The 22582-nt window shown below is 33.8% G+C and carries 21 protein-coding genes; 10 read left to right on the top strand and 11 right to left on the bottom strand.

Annotation, left to right across the window (positions count from 1 at the left end):
* The first annotated feature begins 26 nt into the window (after window positions 1-26).
* The 6 genes from gntK to uidA all read left to right on the top strand — a co-directional run bounded on the left by gntK (window position 27) and on the right by uidA (window position 9810).
* Entirely contained in the window at window positions 27-1577 is a 1551-nt protein-coding gene (gene gntK / locus KA873_RS02010) for a gluconokinase (RefSeq protein WP_107385957.1), read from the top strand.
* Between the two features lie 188 nt (window positions 1578-1765).
* The gene (locus KA873_RS02015) at window positions 1766-3124 is read left to right on the top strand and encodes a gluconate:H+ symporter (RefSeq protein WP_107384269.1); all 1359 of its coding nucleotides are present in this window, start codon (window positions 1766-1768) and stop codon (window positions 3122-3124) included.
* 503 nt (window positions 3125-3627) lie between these two features.
* Window positions 3628-4704, top strand: coding sequence for a YkvI family membrane protein (locus KA873_RS02020; RefSeq protein ID WP_107384270.1), 1077 nt, complete (start codon window positions 3628-3630; stop codon window positions 4702-4704).
* A gap of 135 nt (window positions 4705-4839) precedes the next feature.
* Entirely contained in the window at window positions 4840-6054 is a 1215-nt protein-coding gene (locus KA873_RS02025; RefSeq protein ID WP_107504596.1) for a helix-turn-helix domain-containing protein, read from the top strand.
* Window positions 6055-6576: 522 nt separating this feature from the next.
* A complete protein-coding gene (locus KA873_RS02030; protein ID WP_107384271.1) occupies window positions 6577-7980 on the top strand; it encodes an MFS transporter in 1404 nt (467 codons plus the stop codon).
* A 36-nt stretch (window positions 7981-8016) separates the two neighbouring features.
* Entirely contained in the window at window positions 8017-9810 is a 1794-nt protein-coding gene (gene uidA / locus KA873_RS02035; protein ID WP_107384272.1) for a beta-glucuronidase, read from the top strand.
* A 428-nt stretch (window positions 9811-10238) separates the two neighbouring features.
* Here uidA and KA873_RS02040 read toward each other — a convergent pair whose 3' ends face one another.
* The gene (locus KA873_RS02040; RefSeq protein WP_107504597.1) at window positions 10239-11963 is read right to left on the bottom strand and encodes a glycoside hydrolase family 3 protein; all 1725 of its coding nucleotides are present in this window, start codon (window positions 11961-11963) and stop codon (window positions 10239-10241) included.
* 3 nt (window positions 11964-11966) lie between these two features.
* The gene (locus KA873_RS02045; RefSeq protein ID WP_107504598.1) at window positions 11967-12812 is read right to left on the bottom strand and encodes an HAD family hydrolase; all 846 of its coding nucleotides are present in this window, start codon (window positions 12810-12812) and stop codon (window positions 11967-11969) included.
* A gap of 501 nt (window positions 12813-13313) precedes the next feature.
* On the opposite strand from KA873_RS02045, the gene KA873_RS02050 reads away from it, so the two are divergent.
* Together KA873_RS02050 and KA873_RS02055 are read left to right on the top strand one after the other, a co-directional pair.
* Entirely contained in the window at window positions 13314-13955 is a 642-nt protein-coding gene (locus KA873_RS02050) for a beta/alpha barrel domain-containing protein (protein ID WP_107384275.1), read from the top strand.
* A 301-nt stretch (window positions 13956-14256) separates the two neighbouring features.
* Window positions 14257-14448, top strand: a complete 192-nt coding sequence (locus KA873_RS02055) for a hypothetical protein (protein ID WP_210140149.1) — start codon at window positions 14257-14259, stop codon at window positions 14446-14448.
* Window positions 14449-14629: 181 nt separating this feature from the next.
* On the opposite strand, the gene KA873_RS02060 is transcribed toward KA873_RS02055, so the two are convergent.
* Window positions 14630-14899 (bottom strand): DUF1413 domain-containing protein, encoded by a 270-nt coding sequence (locus KA873_RS02060; RefSeq protein WP_107384277.1) that lies wholly within the window; start codon window positions 14897-14899, stop codon window positions 14630-14632.
* A 189-nt stretch (window positions 14900-15088) separates the two neighbouring features.
* Between KA873_RS02060 and KA873_RS02065 the strand changes: the two genes are divergently transcribed.
* The gene (locus tag KA873_RS02065; protein WP_107504599.1) at window positions 15089-15796 is read left to right on the top strand and encodes an SDR family oxidoreductase; all 708 of its coding nucleotides are present in this window, start codon (window positions 15089-15091) and stop codon (window positions 15794-15796) included.
* 73 nt (window positions 15797-15869) lie between these two features.
* A complete protein-coding gene (locus tag KA873_RS02070; RefSeq protein WP_107504600.1) occupies window positions 15870-16370 on the top strand; it encodes a GNAT family N-acetyltransferase in 501 nt (166 codons plus the stop codon).
* Window positions 16371-16499: 129 nt separating this feature from the next.
* On the opposite strand, the gene hisIE is transcribed toward KA873_RS02070, so the two are convergent.
* The 8 genes from hisIE to hisG are packed head-to-tail and all read right to left on the bottom strand — an operon-like array spanning window position 16500 to window position 22575.
* Window positions 16500-17129: a bifunctional phosphoribosyl-AMP cyclohydrolase/phosphoribosyl-ATP diphosphatase HisIE gene (gene hisIE, locus KA873_RS02075; protein WP_107384116.1), complete on the bottom strand. Its 630-nt coding sequence runs from the start codon at window positions 17127-17129 to the stop codon at window positions 16500-16502.
* Window positions 17126-17884: an imidazole glycerol phosphate synthase subunit HisF gene (gene hisF / locus KA873_RS02080; RefSeq protein ID WP_107504601.1), complete on the bottom strand. Its 759-nt coding sequence runs from the start codon at window positions 17882-17884 to the stop codon at window positions 17126-17128. The genes hisIE and hisF overlap by 4 nt, the downstream gene beginning before the upstream one ends.
* Window positions 17881-18585 (bottom strand): 1-(5-phosphoribosyl)-5-((5-phosphoribosylamino)methylideneamino)imidazole-4-carboxamide isomerase, encoded by a 705-nt coding sequence (hisA, locus tag KA873_RS02085; protein WP_107504602.1) that lies wholly within the window; start codon window positions 18583-18585, stop codon window positions 17881-17883. The genes hisF and hisA overlap by 4 nt, the downstream gene beginning before the upstream one ends.
* On the bottom strand, window positions 18578-19156 hold the full coding sequence (gene hisH / locus KA873_RS02090; RefSeq protein ID WP_107384113.1) for an imidazole glycerol phosphate synthase subunit HisH: 579 nt from the start codon (window positions 19154-19156) through the stop codon (window positions 18578-18580). The genes hisA and hisH overlap by 8 nt, the downstream gene beginning before the upstream one ends.
* Window positions 19153-19731: an imidazoleglycerol-phosphate dehydratase HisB gene (gene hisB / locus KA873_RS02095; RefSeq protein WP_107384112.1), complete on the bottom strand. Its 579-nt coding sequence runs from the start codon at window positions 19729-19731 to the stop codon at window positions 19153-19155. The genes hisH and hisB overlap by 4 nt, the downstream gene beginning before the upstream one ends.
* Complete coding sequence (locus KA873_RS02100) at window positions 19718-20713, bottom strand: pyridoxal phosphate-dependent aminotransferase (protein ID WP_107504603.1); 996 nt, start codon at window positions 20711-20713, stop codon at window positions 19718-19720. Before KA873_RS02100 ends, hisB begins: the two co-directional genes overlap by 14 nt.
* Window positions 20706-21968 (bottom strand): histidinol dehydrogenase, encoded by a 1263-nt coding sequence (gene hisD, locus KA873_RS02105; RefSeq protein ID WP_233422628.1) that lies wholly within the window; start codon window positions 21966-21968, stop codon window positions 20706-20708. The genes KA873_RS02100 and hisD overlap by 8 nt, the downstream gene beginning before the upstream one ends.
* Window positions 21958-22575 carry an ATP phosphoribosyltransferase gene (gene hisG / locus KA873_RS02110; RefSeq protein ID WP_107384109.1) on the bottom strand — a complete coding sequence of 206 codons (618 nt, stop codon included), beginning with the start codon at window positions 22573-22575 and terminating at the stop codon, window positions 21958-21960. Before hisG ends, hisD begins: the two co-directional genes overlap by 11 nt.
* Window positions 22576-22582 lie beyond the last annotated feature (7 nt).

Below are 22582 nucleotides of genomic sequence, written 5' to 3' on the forward strand. Positions count from 1 at the left end.
AAGAGGTATAAATAGGAGGCAAAACCATGAAATACATGATAGGCGTTGATATAGGTACGACAAGTACGAAAGCTGTGCTTTATGATGAAAAAGGGCAGTTTATTATGAAACATAATATTGGTTATCCTTTGCATACACCAAATGTAGAAGTGTCAGAAGAAAACCCTGATGAGTTATTTGATGCAGTACTGATGACAATTAAATATGTTATGAGAGAAGCGAATATTCATAAAAACGATTTGAAATTAATTTCATTTAGCGCTCAGATGCATAGTTTGATTTCAATGAATGCTAGTCATCAACGATTAACTGAGAATTTGACATGGGCAGATAATCGCGCGACTAAATATGCAGAAATGATTAAAGACAAGTATGACGGTGATGCGATATACAGTAGAACAGGTACACCGATTCATCCAATGTCACCTTTATCTAAAATATTTTGGATGAAACATGAACAACAAGAAATATACAATCAAACAGCGATGTTTGCAGACATTAAAACGTATATTTTTTATCAGTTATTTGAGACATATGTAATTGATCAATCGATGGCTTCATCTACCGGTATGTTCAATCTAGAAAATCTAGACTGGGATCAAGAAGCATTAGCATTGTTAGGTATTCAATCATCTCAATTGCCTGAAATTGTGCCGACAACACATATATTAAAAGGGATGAAACGTCGCTATGCAACTTTAATGGGCATAGACGAAAATACACCAATTGTGGTAGGCGCTAGTGATGGCGTATTGTCAAACCTAGGTGTAAATGCGTTTAAAAAAGGTGAAGTTGCTGTAACAATTGGAACTTCTGGTGCAATAAGAACCGTAATAGATAAGCCACGAACAGATTATAAGGGAAGAATTTTCTGTTATGTTTTGACTGAAGATCATTATGTCATTGGAGGACCAGTGAATAATGGTGGTGTGGTATTACGATGGTTGCGTGATGAATTGTTGGCAAGTGAAGTGGAAACAGCAAAACGTTTGGGCGTTGATCCTTATGATGTACTGACTAAAATTGCTAATCGTGTCAAACCAGGTGCAGATGGGTTGATATTCCATCCGTATTTAGCAGGTGAACGTGCACCATTGTGGAATGCAGACGCAAGAGGCTCATTCTTTGGATTAACCTTAGCTCACCAGAAAGAACATATGATTCGAGCAGCATTAGAAGGCGTGCTATATAACCTTTATACAGTCTATCTCGCACTAATTGAAGTAATGAATGAAACACCGTCAACAATTAAAGCAACGGGTGGTTTTGCTAAGAGTGAAATGTGGCGCCAAATGATGGCGGATATCTTTGATACGGATTTAATCGTCCCAGAGAGTTATGAAAGCTCATGTTTAGGTGCTTGTGTACTTGGTATGAAAGCACTTGGTGAAATTGAAGATTTTTCCATTATTGAAGAGATGGTAGGTACAACAAATCAACACCATCCAAATCCAGATAATGTGAATGTTTATCAAAAACTAATATCAATTTTCATCAATTTAAGTCGTTCTTTAGAAGAGCGCTATGCTGAAATCGCTACGTTTCAGCGTGAACATATGGTTAAAGATAAAGCATAGATACTGTTGATACAAATTGAGTGAATGACAAGCTATAAATAAAAATATGCAATTTTCATTTATAGCTGTATATTCATTCAAGTTAAAAAAATTAAATTTTTAGACATTTAAGTAAGCGTTATCATGATGAAGGTAATACCTTTTGAAATTATGAACGGTTATGCTAAATGTTGAAGGGGAGAACAATTATGTTTGAAACAATTTGGCCGTTAATTACAGTGGTTATAGGTATCGTCGTATTACTATCACTGATTATTTTCTTGAAGTTAAATACATTTATATCATTGATTATTACATCTATTGTCACTGCTATTTTACTAGGTATGCCTTTAGATAAAATTATAGAAACTATTGAAAACGGTATGGGAAGTACTTTAGGTCATATCGCTTTAATTTTTGGCTTAGGTGCGATTTTAGGTAAACTATTGGCAGATGGTGGAGGCGCTACACGTATTGCTGATACACTTATTAAAAAGTTTGGACATAAACATGTCCAATGGGCAATGCTAATTGCAGCCTTTATTGTAGGTATAGCGTTATTCTTTGAAGTAGGATTAGTACTATTAATCCCATTAGTATTTACGATTGCAAAACGTGCTAATGTCTCACAATTAAAACTAGGACTTCCTATGGTTGTAGCACTATCTGTGACTCATGGTTTCTTACCGCCACATCCAGGACCAGTTGTCATTGCTAAAGAACTACAAGCTAATTTAGGTCATGTGTTACTTTACGGTATTATCATAGCCATACCTGTTACTATTATTGCAGGTCCATTATTTAATAAAGTGGCACAAAAGCTTACGCCAACTGCTTATCAACGCGAAGGGGATATATCAGCTTTAGGCGCACAAAAAGAATTTTCAGAGTCTGAAATGCCTGGATTTGGCATCAGTTTACTCACAGCAATTTCACCAGTTATTCTTATGTTACTTTCTACAATTGTTCAGTTAGTGACAGGTAATGAAGAAGCGACGAATGGCTTTGAATCATTCATTTACTTTATTGGTACTGCTGGTACAGCGATGTTAATTGCTGTGCTATTTGCGATTATAACAATGGGTGTAAGACAAGGTAGAAAAAATGCTGAAATCATGGATTCTGTATCAAACGCGATCTATCCTATTGGAATGATGATTTTGATTATAGGTGGTGGCGGTACGTTCAAACAAGTACTTATAGATGGTGGTGTTGGTGACACTATAGCTAAATTGTTTGAAGGCACTGAAATGTCTCCTATATTACTCGCATGGGTAGTTGCAGCTGTTTTAAGAATTGCATTAGGCTCATCTACAGTAGCAGCTATTTCATCAACAGGTATTGTATTACCATTACTACAATCATCAGATGTAAATGTTGCATTAGTAGTATTAGCTATTGGAGCAGGAAGCGTTATCTTGTCTCACGTGAATGATGCAGGTTTCTGGATGTTTAAAGAATACTTTGGATTAACTGTTAAAGAAACATTTCTAACATGGTCATTACTTGAAACGGTTATTTCAGTTTCAGGATTAGTATTCATCCTTATACTAAGTATCTTTGTATAATAAAATAACATAGAAGCATATATATCATTGAGTGTGACTCAATGGCATATGATTATAAAGAGGCTGAGACATAATGGATTCGCCCAACCTCATTTCATATTGTCAGTAGATGGCTTTTAATTATTAATTTTAAAAATATATGTCATTTATATCTATATAATTGTTAGTAAAAGGCTAGCTTAAAGGTAATAATAATAATTCGTTATCAATCATATGTGCAACAAACTGTATGCTTAATAGACAGGTAGATGAAATCAAACGGAATATATTTGATTTCATCTACCTGTCTTTTTTATTTACTACTTAATACAATCAATCAAAATATGAGCTAGCGCTATAATACTTCTTTAAGGTATTTCAACATAACTTATGGATAAAATGATAAAATTAAGTAACTATAATGGTTTTAAGTATTTCATATAACAAATGTAAAGTAATCATAGATATTATGATTGAAATTTTACTTGAGTTGTATATAGTAGATTCAATAAGGGGGTAAAATGATGAAAAGAATATTACTGATTGCTAGTGCTTTTATCGGTGTCATCGTTGGGGCTGGCTTTGCTTCTGGACAAGAAGTGCTGCAATATTTTACTAGTTTTGGTATTTTGGGTACTTTGGGTGCTATCATTACCACGGCATTGTTTGCTTATGTTGGGATGATGTTAGTTTGGTTAGGGAGCAAGTTTGATACAGACTCACATAAAGTAGTTATACATAATATTACTGGTGAATCACTATTTGGAAAATTATTGGGATGGATTATTGATTTAGTCATTATCTTTACTTTGTTTGGTGTTGGTGTAGTGATGATTGCAGGCGCTGGGTCAAATTTAAATCAACAATTCGGCGTACCATCGATCGTTGGTACATTACTAATGACCATACTAATCATACTTGCAGGTATGTTGAAGGTAGAAGGTGTAGTGAAAGTTATTGGTAATATCACGCCATTTTTAATTGTGTTTATATTAATTATTTCGGTTTATAGTTTCATGACTACGAATGTACCTTTTTCAGAATTAAATACAATTTCAGATGCAAAACCTTCAACATTGCCTAATTGGTTTGTTGCAGGCATCAATTATGCTTCGTTTAATACTGCAGTAGGTGCATCAATGGCTATTGTTATGGGGGGAGCAGAAAAAAATTCGAAAGTGGCAGCAATTGGTGGTTTATTAGGTGGTCTGATTTTAGGCGCTATGATTGTGTTAAGTCATTTAGCAATTTTTACACAAATCAATATTGTCGGTAATATGGAAATGCCAATGTTAGGTATTGTAAATCATATATCACCAATCCTAGGTATCATCATGGCACTTGTGATCTTTGGCATGATTTTCAATACAGGGTTGGGCATGTTTTATGCCTTTGCCACACGTTTCACCGTAGTTGATTCTATACGTTTTAAAATATTTTATACGCTTGCAATCCTAGTAGGGCTTTGCTTAAGTTTTGTTGGATTTACGGATCTAGTAGCAATCTTTTATCCTTTAATCGGTTATTTAGGTTTGGTACTTATCTTTGTCCTATTTTATGCACCGTTTAAATTAAAATTCGGTAAGAAACATAAACAATAGATATATGGCCATGAAGCGCCTTGTAGGTCTAAATATATAAAATCTAAAAAACAAATTAAATATTTTTTATTCATTTGATACTCTATTCCTTAATATTTAGATATAATAAAAATATAAGGAATGGGGTGTTTTTTTATGAAAAATGAAACGCTAGAAATATTGCAAATGCATGCTATACAATTGTTAGGTATTCAGTTGGAAGGTTATGATATGGACGACATAAAAGCAATTAGTAACCATATTAAGACACCGTTTATGAATACTACTAGAAAACAATATAAAAATGAGTTAAAACATTTTATTGTGCATATGCAGAGTAACAAAATTTACCATTATAAAAATAGTTTTAATGTTAGCTTTTTGATTTTTAAATTTAAAAAATATAGAAAAATTTATATTATTGGGCCTTATATGGATAAACGACCCAATGAGCGACAATGTAATGAGATGTTACTTAATTTAAATATTAAAATTTCTAAGTTGCCCACATTGAAACAATATTTACTTAAAATTCCGATATGTCATCATGTTAAAGCGCAAAAAATGTGTCGTTTAGCAATTCGTTTTTTGAAGAATAGAAACATCGTCTATGAAACGGTGAATATTGACTTCAGTTTTCATGCAAATGAAGCATTTTTAGCTGATTCTAAGCTTCAAAGTGATTACACACTACAAGAAATAGAGTATAGATATAATTTAGAAAATCAATTGTTGACTGCGGTAGAAAACGGAAATGTTGAAGAAGCATTATCTATTTTAAAAAAGATGAGTTTGTCTGTGACTGGTTTACGTCGAGTGAAGGATGATCTATCAAATGAGCAATATAAAGCATATTTAATCAATACTTTATGCCGCAAAGCTGGAGAAAAAGCTGGTGTGAGTCTCATACATATTGATGAAATATCCGCTAAATATGCTGCGATGATTGATCGGACACTGGACGTAGAAGTATTAGAAGAATTAACGTATGCAATCGTTAAGGAATACGCAGAAAGAGCTATGAAAATAAAAGCGAATGCCTTTAGCCCTAAAGTAAGTAAAGTGATTCAATATATTGAAAGAAACTTAGATAGTAATTTAACGTTAGAAGAGTTAGCGAATTATGTTGATTTGGCACCTAGCTACCTATCAAGAATTTTTAATCAAGAATGTCATCAATCTTTATCTCAATTTATTACATCGTTAAGAATAAAAAAAGGACGTGACTTAATAGCACGGACAAAAATGACTGTAGCGGAAGTTGCAAAATATGTCGGTTTCAGGGAACAGAGTTATTTCGCACAATGCTTTAAAAAGCAATATGGTAAGACACCATTGAAATATCGGACTGAACATAAAGAATTTTATTAGTTGATATAGTATAAAAAATCAGAAAATTAAATATTCAATATAAAAATTGTAAATAAAATTAGGAAAATATCAAAAAAATCATAATATCCTCTAAAATTAATTGAAATATTACCAATTCACATTAAATTTAGACTGAATTTGTGATTTTTAGCTAAATCGTATGTAGTAAAGTATTGTATCAATTTGAACTGGCGTTATTACAGACTTTAGCAATAGTTGAAAAAGAATAACATAAAAGAGAAAAGTGCTTTGTTTTTTAACAACGTTGTTATTTTTTGTTGACTGTTGCTATTATAAAAATATAATTAAAGTAAGAGCTCTATCAAAAGTGTTAAGGGTGTATGCACGTGAAAATAATAAGCGAATCTATTTTATAGGGTAAAAATTTTTATGCATGGAAGAAAACGCTTTCAATTCTATGGATAATGTAATGATTGATGGCCACATTCAATAAAACATACTATGAAACTACAAAGATGAGGTGCACAAATGTTGTTTCGATAGTGGAAAGAGGTAATCCTTATGGTTACAGCCAGATTAAAACCGGCAAATACGAAATTGAAAAAGTTTAATGAAATTGAATCACCGAAATTGAAATTTAAAGAAAAATTAGCTTATGGTTTTGGGGATTTAGGGAACGGATTAATGTTTGATATGGGGCAAATTTATTTATTGCTTTTTTATACAGATATTTTGGGAATTCCCTCTGCTATAGGTGGGCTAGTATTTTTAGTTGCTAAATTTTTCGATGCATTTGTAGACACGGGTGTAGGTACCCTTGTTGATAATCAGAAAAATTTTTCAAAACGAGGCAAATTTAGACCATTTATATTATATGGAAGTATTCCTTTGGCAATATTGACTGTCTTAACCTTTATTTCACCTGATATCAGTGAGACTGGTAAAATTATATGGGCATTTGGAACATATTTACTCTTTAATGCTGCTTATTCTGTCGTTAATATACCTTATGGTTCATTGTCCGCTTCAATGACAATTAATGCAGATGATCGTACGCAACTATCAGTATTCCGTAATTTAGGTTCACAAGGTGCTATGTTTATTTCGGGTATAGTTATTATTCCTTTAGTAAGTTTATTTCCGAATCATGCGATTGGCTATCCGATTGCAGTAGGTATACTTGCAATTGCAGGTGTGACACTACATATGTTGTGCTATAAAGGAGTTAAAGAGCGTCATACAATAGAACGTCCACAAGTAAAAGGTTTGGGACGTAAAGCGTTTTTTAATTTACTGAAAAATAGACCATTTATTATTTTAGCAATTTATACATTGTTAACGATTACTGCTTTATTTTTACAACAAGGTGCACAACTTTACTATTACAAAAATGTACTTGGTTTCGATAATTTAATAGGTATTGTAAGTACATTGAATTTTATTGTTTTAATACCAGCATTATTCCTTACTACTTTCTTAAGTAAAAAAGTAGGTAAGAAAATGACGGCAGTCATAGGCGTAAGTGGTTTTATTATTTTCCAAATCGTAAACTTTTCATTATTTTCAGAGCAAATTATTCCGTTCTTAATCATTAACACGATTGCACAATTATTCTTGGTTATTCCTAATACAGTAACATGGGCATTTATAGCTGATGTTGTAGAATACGGACAATGGCAATCAGGACTTAGATCTGAAGGTATTATTTATGCAAGTTATAGCTTTACTAGAAAAATATCACAAGGCTTAGCAGGTTTTATACCAGGTATGGCATTAACGATTATTGGTTATGTACCTAATGCGGCACAAACGCCTGATACAATATTCGGTTTAAAAATATTATTCTTTGTGGTACCCGCAGTCATTTGTTTAATTGCGGTGATACTTTTCTTCTTTGCATACCCATTAACAGATCAGAAACATAAACAAATTGTTAAAGAGTTGGCACTTAGAGAGGAATTATAATTATTTTGTATTTCATTTTATGAGAGGAGCATTTATATGCTATATCCAGTAACAAACGAACAGAGAAGTATTATAGACTTAAACGGTGTTTGGCAATTCAAATTAGAAGAGAACCATGATCAAATCGATGTAACGAAACCTTTAGACACTGATTTAGTTATGGCAGTGCCAGGTTCATATAATGATCAAGGCGTAACTGCTAACATACGAAATCATGTAGGGAACGTATGGTATGAAAGAATGTTTACGATACCTAAAGTACTATCAGATGAACGAATTGTATTGAGATTTGGTTCTGCTACACATAAAGCAACAGTATATATTGATGGTCAAGAAGTCACATCACATCAAGGGGGATTTTTACCGTTTGAAGTGGAATTAGGGCAAAAATTCAGTTCAGGGCAACATCGCTTAACTGTATGTGTAAATAATATATTAGACGAAACGACGTTACCTGTTGGTAATTATAGCGAAACAACGGACAAAGACGGCAATTTGATTAAAAGAAATAAACCTAATTTTGACTTTTTTAATTATGCTGGTTTGCATAGACCTGTAAAAATTTACACAACACCACAAATATTTATTGAAGATATTGAAATTGTTCCGGAGGTTAAAAATGATGTAGCAGACATCAATTATAATATTTCCATCAATGAGTCGGTGGATGATATTTTAGTTAAATTGATAGATGAAGCGGGAGAGGTTGTAGCAGAAACTTCTGGTGCTAATGGTTCTATCAAGATAGAACAGCCTCATTTATGGCAACCACTGAATGCTTATTTGTATCATTTAGAAGTAACGTTAATAGATAATAACCAAGTTGTAGACAGCTATGCTGAACGTTTTGGTGTACGTTCTGTAGAAGTGAAGCAAGGACAATTTTTAATCAATGAACAACCATTTTATTTTAAAGGTTTTGGTAAGCATGAAGATACCTACTATAATGGCCGAGGATTAAACGAAGTAACGAATGTTATGGATTTCAATCTTATTAAATGGATTGGCGGTAACTCATTCAGAACTTCACATTACCCTTATTCTGAAGAAATGATGCGATTGGCAGATGAACAAGGTATTGTTGTCATAGATGAAACAACTGCTGTTGGTGTGCACTTAAACTTTAGTACAATATTATCTGGAGTTGAGGCAAGAAATACATTTAAAGAAATTGGCACGAAAAAAGCACATGAATCTGTGATCAAAGATTTGATTGCTCGAGATAAAAACCATGCATGTGTAGTTATGTGGTCAATAGCTAATGAACCAGCTTCTACTGAAGAAGGCGCAAAGGAATACTTTGAGCCATTAATCAACTTAGCACGTTCTTGCGATCCACAAAACAGACCTGTAACCATCGTAACTATTTTAATGTCACAACCAGATAATTGCCAAGTTCAAGATTTAGTAGATGTATTATGTCTGAACAGATATTATGGTTGGTATACACAAACAGGTGACTTGGAAGCCGCTAAAGAAGCTTTACGAACTGAGTTAGATGGTTGGAGTGAAAAACAGCCGCACAAGCCAATTATGTTTACAGAATATGGTGCAGACACTGTAGCTGGCATGCATTCATTAAATGACGAATTATTTACAGAAGAGTACCAAATTCGTTATTATGAAGCAAATCATGAAGTCATTGATCAATATCCACAATTTATTGGTGAACAGACATGGAATTTTGCAGATTTTGAAACTTCTACCGAGATTATACGTGTTCAAGGAAACAAAAAAGGAATATTCACGCGTGAACGTCGTCCTAAAGCGGTAGCACATTACTTTAAGAAACGTTGGGAAAATATTCCTAATTTTGGTTATAAATCATAATTATATAAGAACAATGACAAGTGTATTTACCCTGAAGCCCATACCAAGCTTTAGGGTTATTTTTAATTTATAGAAAGTGATATTAACCTATACCAACATTAATATAAAAATTTTCTTGTAATGGTAAGCGAGTTATATTACAAATTAGTTCCTTTATTTGGCTTAAGGGCAGATATTAAATAAGACGAAAGTGTTTAATGATGCTATTCTAAACATTTCTATTCATTACGATTTTGTAACATGTTAAGACCATAACAATGAAGTATGTGAGAGACAACAAGCTCAACCATGCATCTTCAAGTAAATACATACGATTTAAAACAAAAGCACTGCAAAATAAAAAGGACTAATCCTTATTTGATAAGGATTAGTCCTTTGTTTGAGCATGGGTTTTATAACGATAGATTATATTGTAAAACGTGGTTCATTTATAATTTTGCTTGCCATTTATCTGTCCAAACTAAATCATTATATTGCCCTTTAAATTCACTTTCTCCCATGATTTTATCAATGGTCTGTTTAATTGTTTCTTTATTAGAATGATAAGCGTTTATATAAGCTTTAACCATTGTTGCATCATGCAAATGAGTGGTGAAATTGGTAGAAATAAATACGGTTGGTACTTCATGTACATACCATGGTATTTCATTACTCATGGCAGTACCCCATTTAATACGATAGTTATTTTCTGCAGCATAACCGATAATGTTTGCAAATACTAACGCGGCATCTACTTTTTCACGATATTCTAATGTTTTACCTTTAATACGTGTTGAACCATCATTCAATGTGACATTGAATCCACGTGATTCAAGTTCATTTATAATATCATCTGTGACGTTATTAGCAGATTTATAGATACCATCTTTTTCACCTTCTATCACATAAAGCATAATATTTTTATGTGTTTCAGGTCGGATAGGTAACTGATTTAAAGTGTTTTTCACAAGTGTGATCCCCATATCGGCTGCTTCTGCACGCATTTCTAAATGTTCTGTACAACCGATGATATCTAATGCTTCTTGTGGTTGAATAATTGAACCATCTTCTTGTTTAATGTGTAGATTGAGTTGTGCTTTTAAACCTAAGATACGTCTTACGGCATCATTTAATCTCTCTTCTGTTATGACGCCGTTTTTATAACCATCGAGCATAAATTGGTAATCTTCTTCTAAATCATTAAAGAACAAGAACATATCACAGCCAGATGCAATGGCTAATGGAACATAATCTTCACGACGCATAGAAGCAGTCATACCTAACATATGACTAGCGTCGGTAACGACTAAACGGTTAAAATGCATATCATCTTTTAGTAAATCAGTTATAAGTTCAGAAGAAAGTGTTGCAGGCAAAATGTCTTTATCTTCCAGACTAGGATTTAATTTTTTAGAATAAGCAGGTTGTGCAATATGTCCTGCCATTATCATTTGTACACCACGATCGATATGATGTTGATAAACTTTACGGAAGCTATCGTCCCATTCTTCGGTAGATAGTTCATTTACGCCGAGCACTAAATGTTGGTCACGTTCTTCCGTACCATCACCGGGGAAATGTTTGATACATGTAATCATATCGCGTTCTGCATTAAAGCCGTCAATAAATGCACTTGAATATTTAATAACTGTTTCAGCATCTGTGCCATATGCACGTGTATTAACGATTGTGTTGCGCCAATTTTTAAGTATATCTACACAAGGATCGAAATTAATATGAACACCTAGTGCGGATGATTCACGTGCTGATACAAGACCAGCATTATATGAAACTTTTGTATCTTGAGCAGCTTCACATTGTGCAGCACTTGCGATATAAGTACCATCTTTACATGCACCATTTCCACCAGAATCACAGTTTGCTGCTACAAGTACGGGAACTTTAGTATGTCTTTGTAAATCATTGAGTAAGTTTTGAACATCTTCTTTGTTCCCACCTTCATATCGTGCGCCTCCAATGTGATAACGTTCAAGTATATCTTTATTAGTTAAGTCTGCATCAAAGAATTTTTTACCACCCTCTAAGGAAAATAAGTTGAAAAATAATTGACCAATTTTTTCTTCGTCTGTTAATTTGCCAAGTGTTTCTTCTACCCATGTTATTTGATTGTCATTTAAATGATATGGTGATGCTGTCAAATCTACTTTAACCATAGTTTATGCCTCTCCTTCAAAATTATTAAAAAATATTTGTTTTAAAGTGTCGTGTGTGTATTGGTTGAATTTACCATCTTTAAACAATTTTAAATATTTATTGTTAAAGTCTAGCCATGATTGATTTTCATGGCCTGCTAATATTGGATAAAAGTACATATTATGCGATTCTGCTGCTTCTAAGTCTCCTTTGGCATCTCCTAACATGATGATGTCTTCTAAATTGTAATATTGTTTTAAGTGCTCTAAACAGTGCTCTTTTGTACCTGCTTCTTGCGCAAACATGCCACTTAAATAGTCTGTTAATTTGTATGTGTTCCATTCATATTCAACTGCTGCCAAATTTGCTGATGACACTATTGCGATATCAGCAAAAGTTGAAGCGTTTTTTAGAGATGCTTGTACATATTTAAATGGTCCAATACTTGGTAAGGTTTTGATAATATCATTCACACGGTGTGACCAAGATAATGCTTTTTGTAATCCAATTTGTTGTGGATAGTTTGATATGGCTTTTTCCAGTGCTGGGTTAGAGAAAGCATCTGTTGTTTGTACCCAATGCTTAATATGTTCATAGCCCTCAATTTGAATGCCTTGTTCAACAAGTTCACTTAACATACGTTCTAACCCTTTAAAGCGATTAATGCCTCTAGTGATTTCATATAAGTTTATATCATTCCAGCGCTTTAATAGCTTGGACTCTATATTTTGTAATTGCCATTCTTCAACAATAGCTGGACCAAACGCACGCTCATGCTTTATAGTCATCGAATCGATGGCACACCCGTCAGAATCAACACAAATTAATTTTTTAAATCTAGGTTTATAAAGTGATAAAGAATCAATCATTTAATCTGTTCCTCTCAAGTTAAATTACAATCTTAATGATTATTTAATTAAAAATATGTGTGCTTTATCATAACCATCGCTTTACTTAGGATTGTATTTTAAGCAAAGTTTACGAATATAATAAAGCGCTTTCTTTATACTATTAAAGTTAGCATTCATAATAGAAAAAAACTAGCACATTTCGTGTAACTTTGTGAGTTTAATCACAAAGTTAATGTTTTATGTCATTTTATTACTAAAATAGTTATTTTATTAATAAAACTATTATCTATTTGATTGAAGTACGTAATCAGAGGTGCGTACGTTCCTTCTTTGGTGTATAACATCTCTGGCATTCGTTTTGTGAATAAAACACCAATATGCTACATAGAAACTAGTGTTTGAGCAAATCCGTCAACGGAATAAAATGTAGCATCGTATTAAAGGTTCGTTTAGTATTCATTGACGAAAATGAGATAAAAATTACAATGAAATAAAATGACGTAGAAAGGACAGGCGCTAATGGATAAATTGCTTACTTTGGAACAATTACATCGTAATTACTTGATAGGAGTAGTGAAAGGATGTACTTGTGAAGATGCTATATTGAAAAGTGAAAAAATGATTGAGAGTGGTATCAAAAATATTGAAATAACATTTAACACGCCTTATGGAGAATTAGCCATAAAAACGTTAACGCAAAAATTTGATAAATCAATTATTGTTGGTGCAGGTGCGATTCAAAATGCTGTAACAGCACGTGTAGCGATTATAAATGGTGCCCGCTATATAGCAACTCCACATTTAGATGTCCAAATAGCGCATATTTGTAATGTATACCAAATACCTTACTTGCCAAGATGCGGTTCGAAAGATGAAATCATACAAGCGATGCAATATGAAGTAGAAGTGATTAAACTGTATCCTGCAAATATATTAGGAGTGAATTTTATGGAAAACATCTATGGAACCATTCCAAATATAAATATAATACCTTATGGTGGCGTGTCATTAGAAAATATAGATCAATGGTATAAAAACGGTGCATTTGCTATTGGGATTGGTAATGCATTAACTAAAGGGGCTCAAAAAAACCAGTTAGATACGATTATTAATCAAACACATGCGTTTGTAGAAAAGCTAAATTCAATGCGTTTGCACTAAAGTGATTAGCTGAAATATTACAGAACTACTTACTATAAACGATTAAGCAAAATATTGAAGAGACAAACAGCTTAAACGTAAAGTTCTCACTGGCCTATGCGGAATATTTAGAAAAGCATTCATTTTTAAAATTAAACAATTTGTCAATCTAAAAATATGTGAAATATATTAAAAAAGGCTAAAAGTGAGTATTTTGTGAAATTAATCACAAAATACTTTAAAATTCTATTACTTTCGATTATGATAAGAGTGTAGAAGATAACAATGCCTAGCGAAAGAAAAAATACGGAGTGATTATTAAATGAGAAAAGTAATTGAAGAAGTCATTTTTTCAAATGAAAGTAGTTATGACATATACACACATACTGGTGTGAATCAAGGCATTATTAATGACATTAAAGATGGATACAGAAGTATTGATTATATAGCTTATATTGACGCAGAAAAACTATACAACTATGGATTAGAAAAAAAGATACTAGTAAGTAATTAATACACTGTATTCATCTAGTAGCATCGAAGTTTGTGCACACATATTTCATCGTGTGTTGTGCATAAAACTTCATGTATATTATTCTCCCTAGTATCACCTTTCATGATTTATTTAGAGCCCTTACAAAGTGGAAAAGCCTATGTTACTGTTCGTCCAGTAATGTAGGCTTTTCTCATCATTATTAAACATATGATTTAAAGTTTTGTTTGATTTCATTATAGTTATAAACAGAGTTATACATGCGCATGCGAATGTGATCTTGTGAAGCATATGAGATACGTAATTGCTTACTTTGGCTCACAAATCTACGAAATTCACGCTCATATCGTTGGCGCTGGTTAAGTGATAGTCCGAGCCATTCTGCTTCATTAAACAATTGTTCAAAACGAAAATCGAAACTTGTGCTATCTATATTATTTCTTAAATTTTTAATTCTTTCATGAAAGTCCATAAGTCATCCTCCTAAATTATAAAAGGTAAGTTAGTTATGTATTATATACCCACTCTATAATTATTTATTGTTTATGACAAGTATGCAAATTCATGAGCTGACTCATTGTTTCAAGATGGAGGGCACATGGTATAATCTGTGTGGATAGGGTATAAAAATATGAAATACGTTTGATGAAAGGAAGATTTGATGGTTAAATTAGAGCACAAAGTTGCAATCGTTACTGGTGCTAGTAGTGGCATTGGTGCTAGCATAGCAGAGGAGCTATCTAGTCATGGTGTACAATTATTATTAGCTGGTCGTGATGAAACACGACTTAAAGATGTTGTAAATCGTATTCGTTCAAATGAATATCAAGCGAAGATTGAATTTTTAACAGCGGATGTGACACAACAACAAGAAGTTGAACGTTTAGTAGCATATGCAAAAGAGCATTTCGGTCGCTTGGATATACTCGTAAATAGTGCCGGCCAAATGATTTCTTCTGCTGTTACTGATGGAGATGTAAAGGCTTGGGAATCAATGATTGATACAAACGTAAAAGGGACACTGTATGGCATTAATGCTGTCATACCAACATTTTTAGATCAATCTAGTGGCCATATTATTAACATTGCTTCTATCTCAGGTTTTGAAGTGACGAAAATGAGTACTATATACAGTGCAACGAAAGCTGCGGTGCACACGATTACGCAAGGATTAGAAAAAGAGTTGGCTAAAACTGGCGTTCGAGTGACAAGCGTTTCACCGGGTATGGTAGATACGCCTTTAAGTGGTCAGACAGATTGGGGAGAACGCAAAAAGCTAGAACCCAAAGATATTGCTGAAGCGGTAGTTTATGCATTACAACAACCTTCACATGTAAATGTAAATGAAATTACGGTCAGACCAGTCTGATACGTCCTTCTTATATTTAGTTTAAAATAAAGTTAATGGTAAAGTGAAAATATACTTTGAAAGTAGGCAAAACATGGAGTTTAGATATCTTAAGAAAGGTGATGTAGAAGCGTATCGTTTATTGCGCTTACAGTCTCTACAAACTGATCCTACAGGTTTTGTTTCAACTTATCAACGCGAGATTCATTTGCCTATTGAACGTTTTGAAGATAGGATAGGGATGAATGAAAGACATTTTACAATGGGTGTATTTGATGGTGAAAAATTGATTGGCTATGCAACTTTTTATCGAGAAACTTTAGAGAAAATTAAACACAGAGGTAATTTAGTCGGTGTATATTGCGACCCACAATATAGAAGACGAGGCTTTACACAACAATTAATTCAAAAAATGATAGATATTGTCAGTGAACAAGGTGTAGTTAAAACTATAGGTTTATCGGTACTTGCGGAAAATCTAAGTGCTATTAAATTATATGAAAAATTAGGATTTCAAAGATATGGCACAGAACCTAAGGCACTTTATGATGGCAAACGGTATTATGATGAAGATCTGATGGTGTTATTTTTATAAAAATAAAATGAATCAAACAATTTAGGCTGAAACAGCGATTAGCTGTTTCAGCCTAAATTTTGTTATGTGGGTATAGATTGGTGGAAATATCTTAATATAGAAAATTATTGAATAATCAGTGAGTGCAATTTACCAATCTTTTATATCTGATCTTTCGCCTTTAAAGTTATTAGAAACTTGATGACGTTTTGCCAAAATTGCCTCTATATCTTCAAATTTGATATTCAACGCATGCAAGAGCACAAAGAGATGATACATTAAATCAGCAGTTTCATTTGTTACCTCGTCGCGGTTCGATTTCATAGCACCGATTACAACTTCAAATGCTTCTTCACCAAATTTTTTCGATATTTTTTCTAAACCTTCATTCAATAAATATTGTGTGTATGAATTTTCTTTATTTGACTTAGCACTTGAAGTTACTGTGTCTTCGAGCTGTTGAACATAGAAGGGAACAGTGGTGTTGAAACAGCTCTGGCTTCCAGTATGACAAGTTGGACCATTAGGGATTACATCTATCAATAAGGTGTCTTGATCACAGTCTAGGTGTATGTTTTGAACGGCTTGGGTATGACCAGATGTTTCACCTTTTGTCCATAAGCGGTCTTTAGAACGTGAATAAAAACAAACCATGCCATCAGCTATTGTTTTGTTGTAAGCATCTTCATTCATATAGCCAAGCATAAGCACTTGCTTTGTCTGAACATCTTGCAATATTGCGGGGATAAGCCCTTTACTAAAATCAGGTTGTTGTGTCATCTTATTGGAATACCTCCTTGAGCTATCGTTTGTTTGATTTCATTTACTGTGGTTTCTTTGTCATGAAGTATGCTAGCAGCAAGTCCTGCCGAAACATTCGTTTGTTTGAATAAATCTACAAAATGATCAGGATTGCCGCCGCCACCAGAAGCAATAATAGGGATGTGCACAAGTTGTTCAATCTCATGTAAATGGTTGACGTCAAAGCCTTCTTTCATGCCATCGTGTGTCATGCTCGTTATTAATAGTTCGCCTGCACCTAAAGATTCTACTTCTTGAACCCAATCATAGACACGCTTATTTGTACGTTTTTTTCCCCCATGAGTATAGCAAAAATAATCGTTTAATTCTGTATCATAGTTACTATCTATAGCAATACAAATACATTGGCTTCCAAATTTTTCACTGGCTTCTTGGATAAATGAAGGGTTCTTTAGAGCACTAGAGTTTAGAGACACTTTATCAGCACCATGATTTAGCAACTGCGATATGTCATCGATTGTGGAGATACCGCCACCTACAGTAAGTGGAATAAACAGTTTTTCAGCAGTTTCCTCAATGACATCTAACATAAGCCCATGGCCAGCTTCAGTGCGGGATATATCTAAAAAGACTAATTCATCTGCACCTTGTTCATTGTAATAAAGTGCATAATCCACAGGGTTTCCAAGGTCACGTAGTCCTTTAAATTGTACTCCTTTGACAACGCGCCCATCTTTCACATCTAAACAGGGGATAATTCTTTTTTTTATCATGATAATCCCTCCCAAAATGCAGGGTTGTGTGCAGCTTTACCAACAATTGCTGCATAAACACCAGATTTTTCTAATAGTTCTAAGTCTTGTTGATGACGAATGCCACCAGAAGCAATAACAGGTTTTTGTGTTGCTTCGACAAGTTGCGTTGTTATTTCAAAGTTTGGACCAGACAAGCGTCCATCTTTCGAAATATCCGTATAGATAATGCCACCCAAAGGTAGTGATTCAATTTGCTGAACGAAATCAAATAAATCTAAATGTGCATCTTGTTCCCAGCCATTTATTTTTATCTCACGCTGATAAGCATCAACCGATAGATATAGTTTGTACGGAAATTGATGAGACATTTTGGCCAACCATTCAATATCTTGAATTCCTTTAGTCCCAATAATACAATAATCTATACCATCAGCAAAATATGCATTAATTGTTTCAAGACTACGTATGCCACCACCGACTTCCATCGGTTTGTTGGTCAGGCTTCTCAGTTGCTTGATATAGTCTTTTTCAATAGATGTTTGCTGCTTTGCACCGATTAAATCGACAATATGAATACGTTCTACACATTTAAACTTGTTATAATAAACGACACTATCTTCAGCGCTGCGAGTCATTTTTTCTTCTGAGTCATATTTTCCTTCCGTCAGTCTCACACTCGTTGCATTAATTAAATCAATAGCTGGCCAAATATTAATCATTTAAGAAACCACCTTTCAGAGCTTGATTAAGTATTGCTAAACCATCTTCACCACTTTTTTCTGGATGGAATTGAATGCCTATAAGATTTTTATATTGGACAATTGCAGGAATCAATGTGCCATAATCTGCATACGCAACAACATGTTCTGACATTTCAGCTTGATATGAATGTACAAAATATACATCCTGTGTTAATTCTGTAAGGTTGCTGATTAAATTGTTCCAACCTAAATGGGGCACCGGATAAGATGTTTGGATAGGTATGATATTTCCAGGGAAAAGTTGTAAGCCATCTACATCACCTTCTGCGCTGTGTTCGTATAGCAACTGCATACCTAGGCAAATGCCTATGATTGGTTTATTTGTTATCGTTTTTAAAATGGATTTTAATCCCCGTTTTTCAATCGCTTGCATAGCATCTTTAAAATGACCTACACCAGGTAATATGATGACATCTGCTGCTTTAATATCGTTGGGACTATCCGTTAAAATCGCATTAAAACCTAAACGATTAATCGCACGTTGTATGTTTTTAATGTTCCCTAAACCATAGTCAATCACTGCAATCATTCAATCACGCCCTTAGATGAAGGGGTGATATTCGTGTCATTCGATGCTAGTGCATCCTTAAGCGCTCGAGCAAAAGATTTAAATATACTTTCGATCTCATGATGTGTGTTTCCACCGCGAATTAAGTCAATATGTGTTGTTAGGCGAGAATTGATAACAAGTGCTCTGAAAAATTCCTCTACGAGTTCTGTATCAAACGTACCTACTTTTTCTTTACTGAATTGTGCATTAAATGATAAATAAGGTCGACCACTAATATCAACGACTGTACGTGCAAGTGTTTCATCCATAGGTATGTAACTAAACCCATAACGCTGAAAGTATTTGCGTTCCTTCACTAAGGATAATAGTAGCTGACCGAGAACAATACCAATATCTTCGGTTACATGATGATCATCTACTTGAACATCTCCATTTGCTTCTATAGATAAGGATAATTGGCTGTGAAAAGTAAAGAGCGTCAACATATGATCCAAAAATCCAACGCCTGTATTGATATTACTTTCACGATGATCATCAGCTAGAGAAATAGTTAATTGTGTTTCAGCTGTATTGCGTGTTTTATTTACTATCATATTGTGACCTCCAATTTTTAATAAATACAAATAATTGATCTAATTGTTCATCTGTAGCAATAGAGTATCGGACATAGTCAGACATTTCTGGTTCGTCATATAATCTTGGAAGGAAACCATTGGACTTAATATAAGCGCCTAAACTTTGTGCAGCTTCTCCCTTTGTTAACACGAAATTTGTAGCAGAAGGGAAGACTACCATGACATCTGAGACAAGTTCATGAAACATATTTTTAAGTTTGTGAGCAAGCTGTCGTTGTTGCTTTACAAACGCGCGAGTCATTGCTTGATTTTCAAACATATAAATCGCAATATGAAGCGTAATTGTATTCAGAGGATACGGGTGCTCGATGCTTTGGATGAGTTTGATGGTATCTTTAGTGCCAATTAATACACCTAATCTTAGGCCAGCAATGCCAAATGCTTTTGAGAGCGTGCGCATTTGAATAATATGCGGTTGCATCTTAATATCATAAGCTTCACCAAAATCTAAATAAGCTTCATCTATGATAAAGTAGCCACCAAGCGTCTGCATCTTATCCGCGATAGCCATTAAAAATGTCGTACTATATTGTATGCCTGATGGATTATGTGGATTGCTCATAATAAAGAATGCAGGTTGTACTTCATCAATGCGTTTTAAAATCGTCTCTAAATCAAATGTTAAATCTGAATTTGCTGGTACAAATTTAATAGGGCGAGCGACTTGATTGGCATATGCTTGATACATAAAAAAGTCAGGGTCTAGCGTTAAAGCTGGGCCTTCTGGCATGATTAACATTAACTTTTGAATAAGTTCATCAGAACCATTACCTGCAATGACTTGGTCAGGTGAAATATTATGAAAAGCTGCATAAGCTTGTTTGAAGCGTTCATATTCATCATCAGGATAAAGATTGAATGCTGCTTTTTGAATAATTGTAGCGAGTTGTTCATTAGATAATGGTTTAAGTGGACTTTCATTTTTATTAATTCTAATCATTGTGTGGCTCCTTTGTTGTTCGAATTTCTATTGATTTTTCATGATTATACAAACGCTCGATATGTGCTAACTTACGTGCGGATTGTTCAATATTATTAAATGTTTGTTGAGATAAATCGATAACAGAATGTCTCGTTAAGAAATCATTCACTGATAGACCATTGGTGAAACGTGCAGTCTGATTTGTAGGTAAAACATGGCTTGGTCCAGCAACATAATCCCCGATAACTTCTGGAGAATAATGACCCAAGAAGAGCGCGCCTACATATTTCACATGGTTGACATAGTCTTGGGGACATTGTGTTTGTATAGATGCATGCTCCGGTGCAATTTGATTCATCAAATCACAAGCTTCTGTAAAGTTTTCTACTGAAATTAAGAAATGGTTATGTTTCAAACTGGCATCAACAATAGGTTGTCGTTTGATTTGTGTCATTGTGTGTTGGATGTTATTTTCTAATTGTTGTAACAAGTCTTTATCCTCACTGATGACAAATGTTCTAGCGAGTTCATCGTGTTCTGCTTGTGCAAATACATCATACGTAATTGCCTCTATGTCAGCTGTTTGGTCAATAATTAGCGCAATTTCACTCGGACCAGCAATTTGATCAATGCCAACTTGACCAAATAAATATTTTTTAGCATATGCAACATATTGGTTGCCAGGACCAACAATTTTATCCACTTTAGGAATTGTCTCAGTACCATACGCAAGTGCAGCGATACTTTGTGCACCACCAACTTGGTAAACCTGATCAACACCAGCAATATAACAAGCAGCAAGTACAATATCAGGTAGACCTTCAGGTTGAGGTGGCGTAACGGCCACTATATTTTTAACGCCTGCAACTTTGGCAAGTGTTACAGTCATTAACACAGTAGAGGGATAACTAGCTTTTCCACCAGGGACGTAGACACCTACACGCTCTAACGCATGATATAATTCGTAACATTCTGAATGAACTTGTTTATGATCTTGTTTAATAGAAGTTTGATATGCTTTAATCCTGTCATGACTTTGTTCGAGGGCTTCCCGTGTAGATGAGTCAATGCGTTGATAAGCAGTAAATAAGTCTTCTTTAGGTACTTCTAATTGTGATGTTTCTACTTTATCTAATTGTAAATTATATTCTTTTAAAGCAGCATCACCTCGAAATTTCACCTGATCACAAATTTCTTTTACGATTGGATATAAATCTTCATTTAGTGCAGATTGATTCAGGTAGTTATTTAAAAATGTTTCTTTATTTGTAATCAATGAGAGACACCTCCAAAGTTTTAATTAAATCTTCAATTTCAGTTGATTTTTTAAAATATGAGGCTTTATTTGTAATGAGCTTTGCATTGATGTTTTTAATTTGCTCTTTTTCAATTAAGCCATTTGACTTTAAGGTAGTCCCTGTTTGAACGATATCAACAATGCCATCTACCATATCAACCAAACAAGCCAATTCTACTGAACCAGATAGTTTTACAAGCTCAACATCCAAACCTTGTGCTTCAAAATATTGACGTGCTGTTTGTGTATATGAGGTAGCTACTTTTTTAAATTGATAGGCCTCTGGTTTAGCAGCAAGTGAAAAGTGACATTCGCCAAATGGTAAATCTAGTAAGTTGTTAATAAAATAATTGCCTTCTTCTAAAATATCACTACCGACGATTCCAATATCTGCAACGCCTTGTTCAACATATATTGGTACGTCACTACCTTTGACTAAAATAAATTGTATTTCATTAACTGTTATAAGTAATTGACGTTCTCTATGTTCAAGCGCATATGCTATTTCAATTTCTTTTATTTCATTTAGATAATTAATAAAACTTTTAAGTAATCTACCTTTTGCTAATGCGACAGTAAGCATGGTTTTC

The organism is Staphylococcus sp. GDY8P45P (assembly GCF_017892745.1).
Taxonomy (GTDB): Bacteria; Bacillota; Bacilli; order Staphylococcales; family Staphylococcaceae; genus Staphylococcus; species Staphylococcus cohnii.

Bases quoted from the DNA above. Each gene is read 5' to 3' on its own strand.
- KA873_RS02055 (WP_210140149.1), top strand. From the start codon at position 14,257: ATGAGAAAAGTAATTGAAGAAGTCATTTTTTCAAATGAAAGTAGTTAT.
- hisB (WP_107384112.1), bottom strand. From the start codon at position 19,731: ATGATAGTAAATAAAACACGCAATACAGCTGAAACACAATTAACTATT.
- hisG (WP_107384109.1), bottom strand. From the start codon at position 22,575: ATGCTTACTGTCGCATTAGCAAAAGGTAGATTACTTAAAAGTTTTATT.
- KA873_RS02015 (WP_107384269.1), top strand. From the start codon at position 1,766: ATGTTTGAAACAATTTGGCCGTTAATTACAGTGGTTATAGGTATCGTC.
- KA873_RS02025 (WP_107504596.1), top strand. From the start codon at position 4,840: ATGAAAAATGAAACGCTAGAAATATTGCAAATGCATGCTATACAATTG.
- hisF (WP_107504601.1), bottom strand. From the start codon at position 17,884: ATGATAAAAAAAAGAATTATCCCCTGTTTAGATGTGAAAGATGGGCGC.
- KA873_RS02065 (WP_107504599.1), top strand. From the start codon at position 15,089: ATGGTTAAATTAGAGCACAAAGTTGCAATCGTTACTGGTGCTAGTAGT.
- KA873_RS02060 (WP_107384277.1), bottom strand. From the start codon at position 14,899: ATGGACTTTCATGAAAGAATTAAAAATTTAAGAAATAATATAGATAGC.
- KA873_RS02040 (WP_107504597.1), bottom strand. From the start codon at position 11,963: ATGGTTAAAGTAGATTTGACAGCATCACCATATCATTTAAATGACAAT.
- hisA (WP_107504602.1), bottom strand. From the start codon at position 18,585: ATGATTAATATTTGGCCAGCTATTGATTTAATTAATGCAACGAGTGTG.
- KA873_RS02100 (WP_107504603.1), bottom strand. From the start codon at position 20,713: ATGATTAGAATTAATAAAAATGAAAGTCCACTTAAACCATTATCTAAT.
- KA873_RS02070 (WP_107504600.1), top strand. From the start codon at position 15,870: ATGGAGTTTAGATATCTTAAGAAAGGTGATGTAGAAGCGTATCGTTTA.
- uidA (WP_107384272.1), top strand. From the start codon at position 8,017: ATGCTATATCCAGTAACAAACGAACAGAGAAGTATTATAGACTTAAAC.
- hisH (WP_107384113.1), bottom strand. From the start codon at position 19,156: ATGATTGCAGTGATTGACTATGGTTTAGGGAACATTAAAAACATACAA.
- KA873_RS02045 (WP_107504598.1), bottom strand. From the start codon at position 12,812: ATGATTGATTCTTTATCACTTTATAAACCTAGATTTAAAAAATTAATT.
- KA873_RS02030 (WP_107384271.1), top strand. From the start codon at position 6,577: ATGGTTACAGCCAGATTAAAACCGGCAAATACGAAATTGAAAAAGTTT.
- hisIE (WP_107384116.1), bottom strand. From the start codon at position 17,129: ATGACACAACAACCTGATTTTAGTAAAGGGCTTATCCCCGCAATATTG.
- KA873_RS02020 (WP_107384270.1), top strand. From the start codon at position 3,628: ATGAAAAGAATATTACTGATTGCTAGTGCTTTTATCGGTGTCATCGTT.
- KA873_RS02050 (WP_107384275.1), top strand. From the start codon at position 13,314: ATGGATAAATTGCTTACTTTGGAACAATTACATCGTAATTACTTGATA.
- gntK (WP_107385957.1), top strand. From the start codon at position 27: ATGAAATACATGATAGGCGTTGATATAGGTACGACAAGTACGAAAGCT.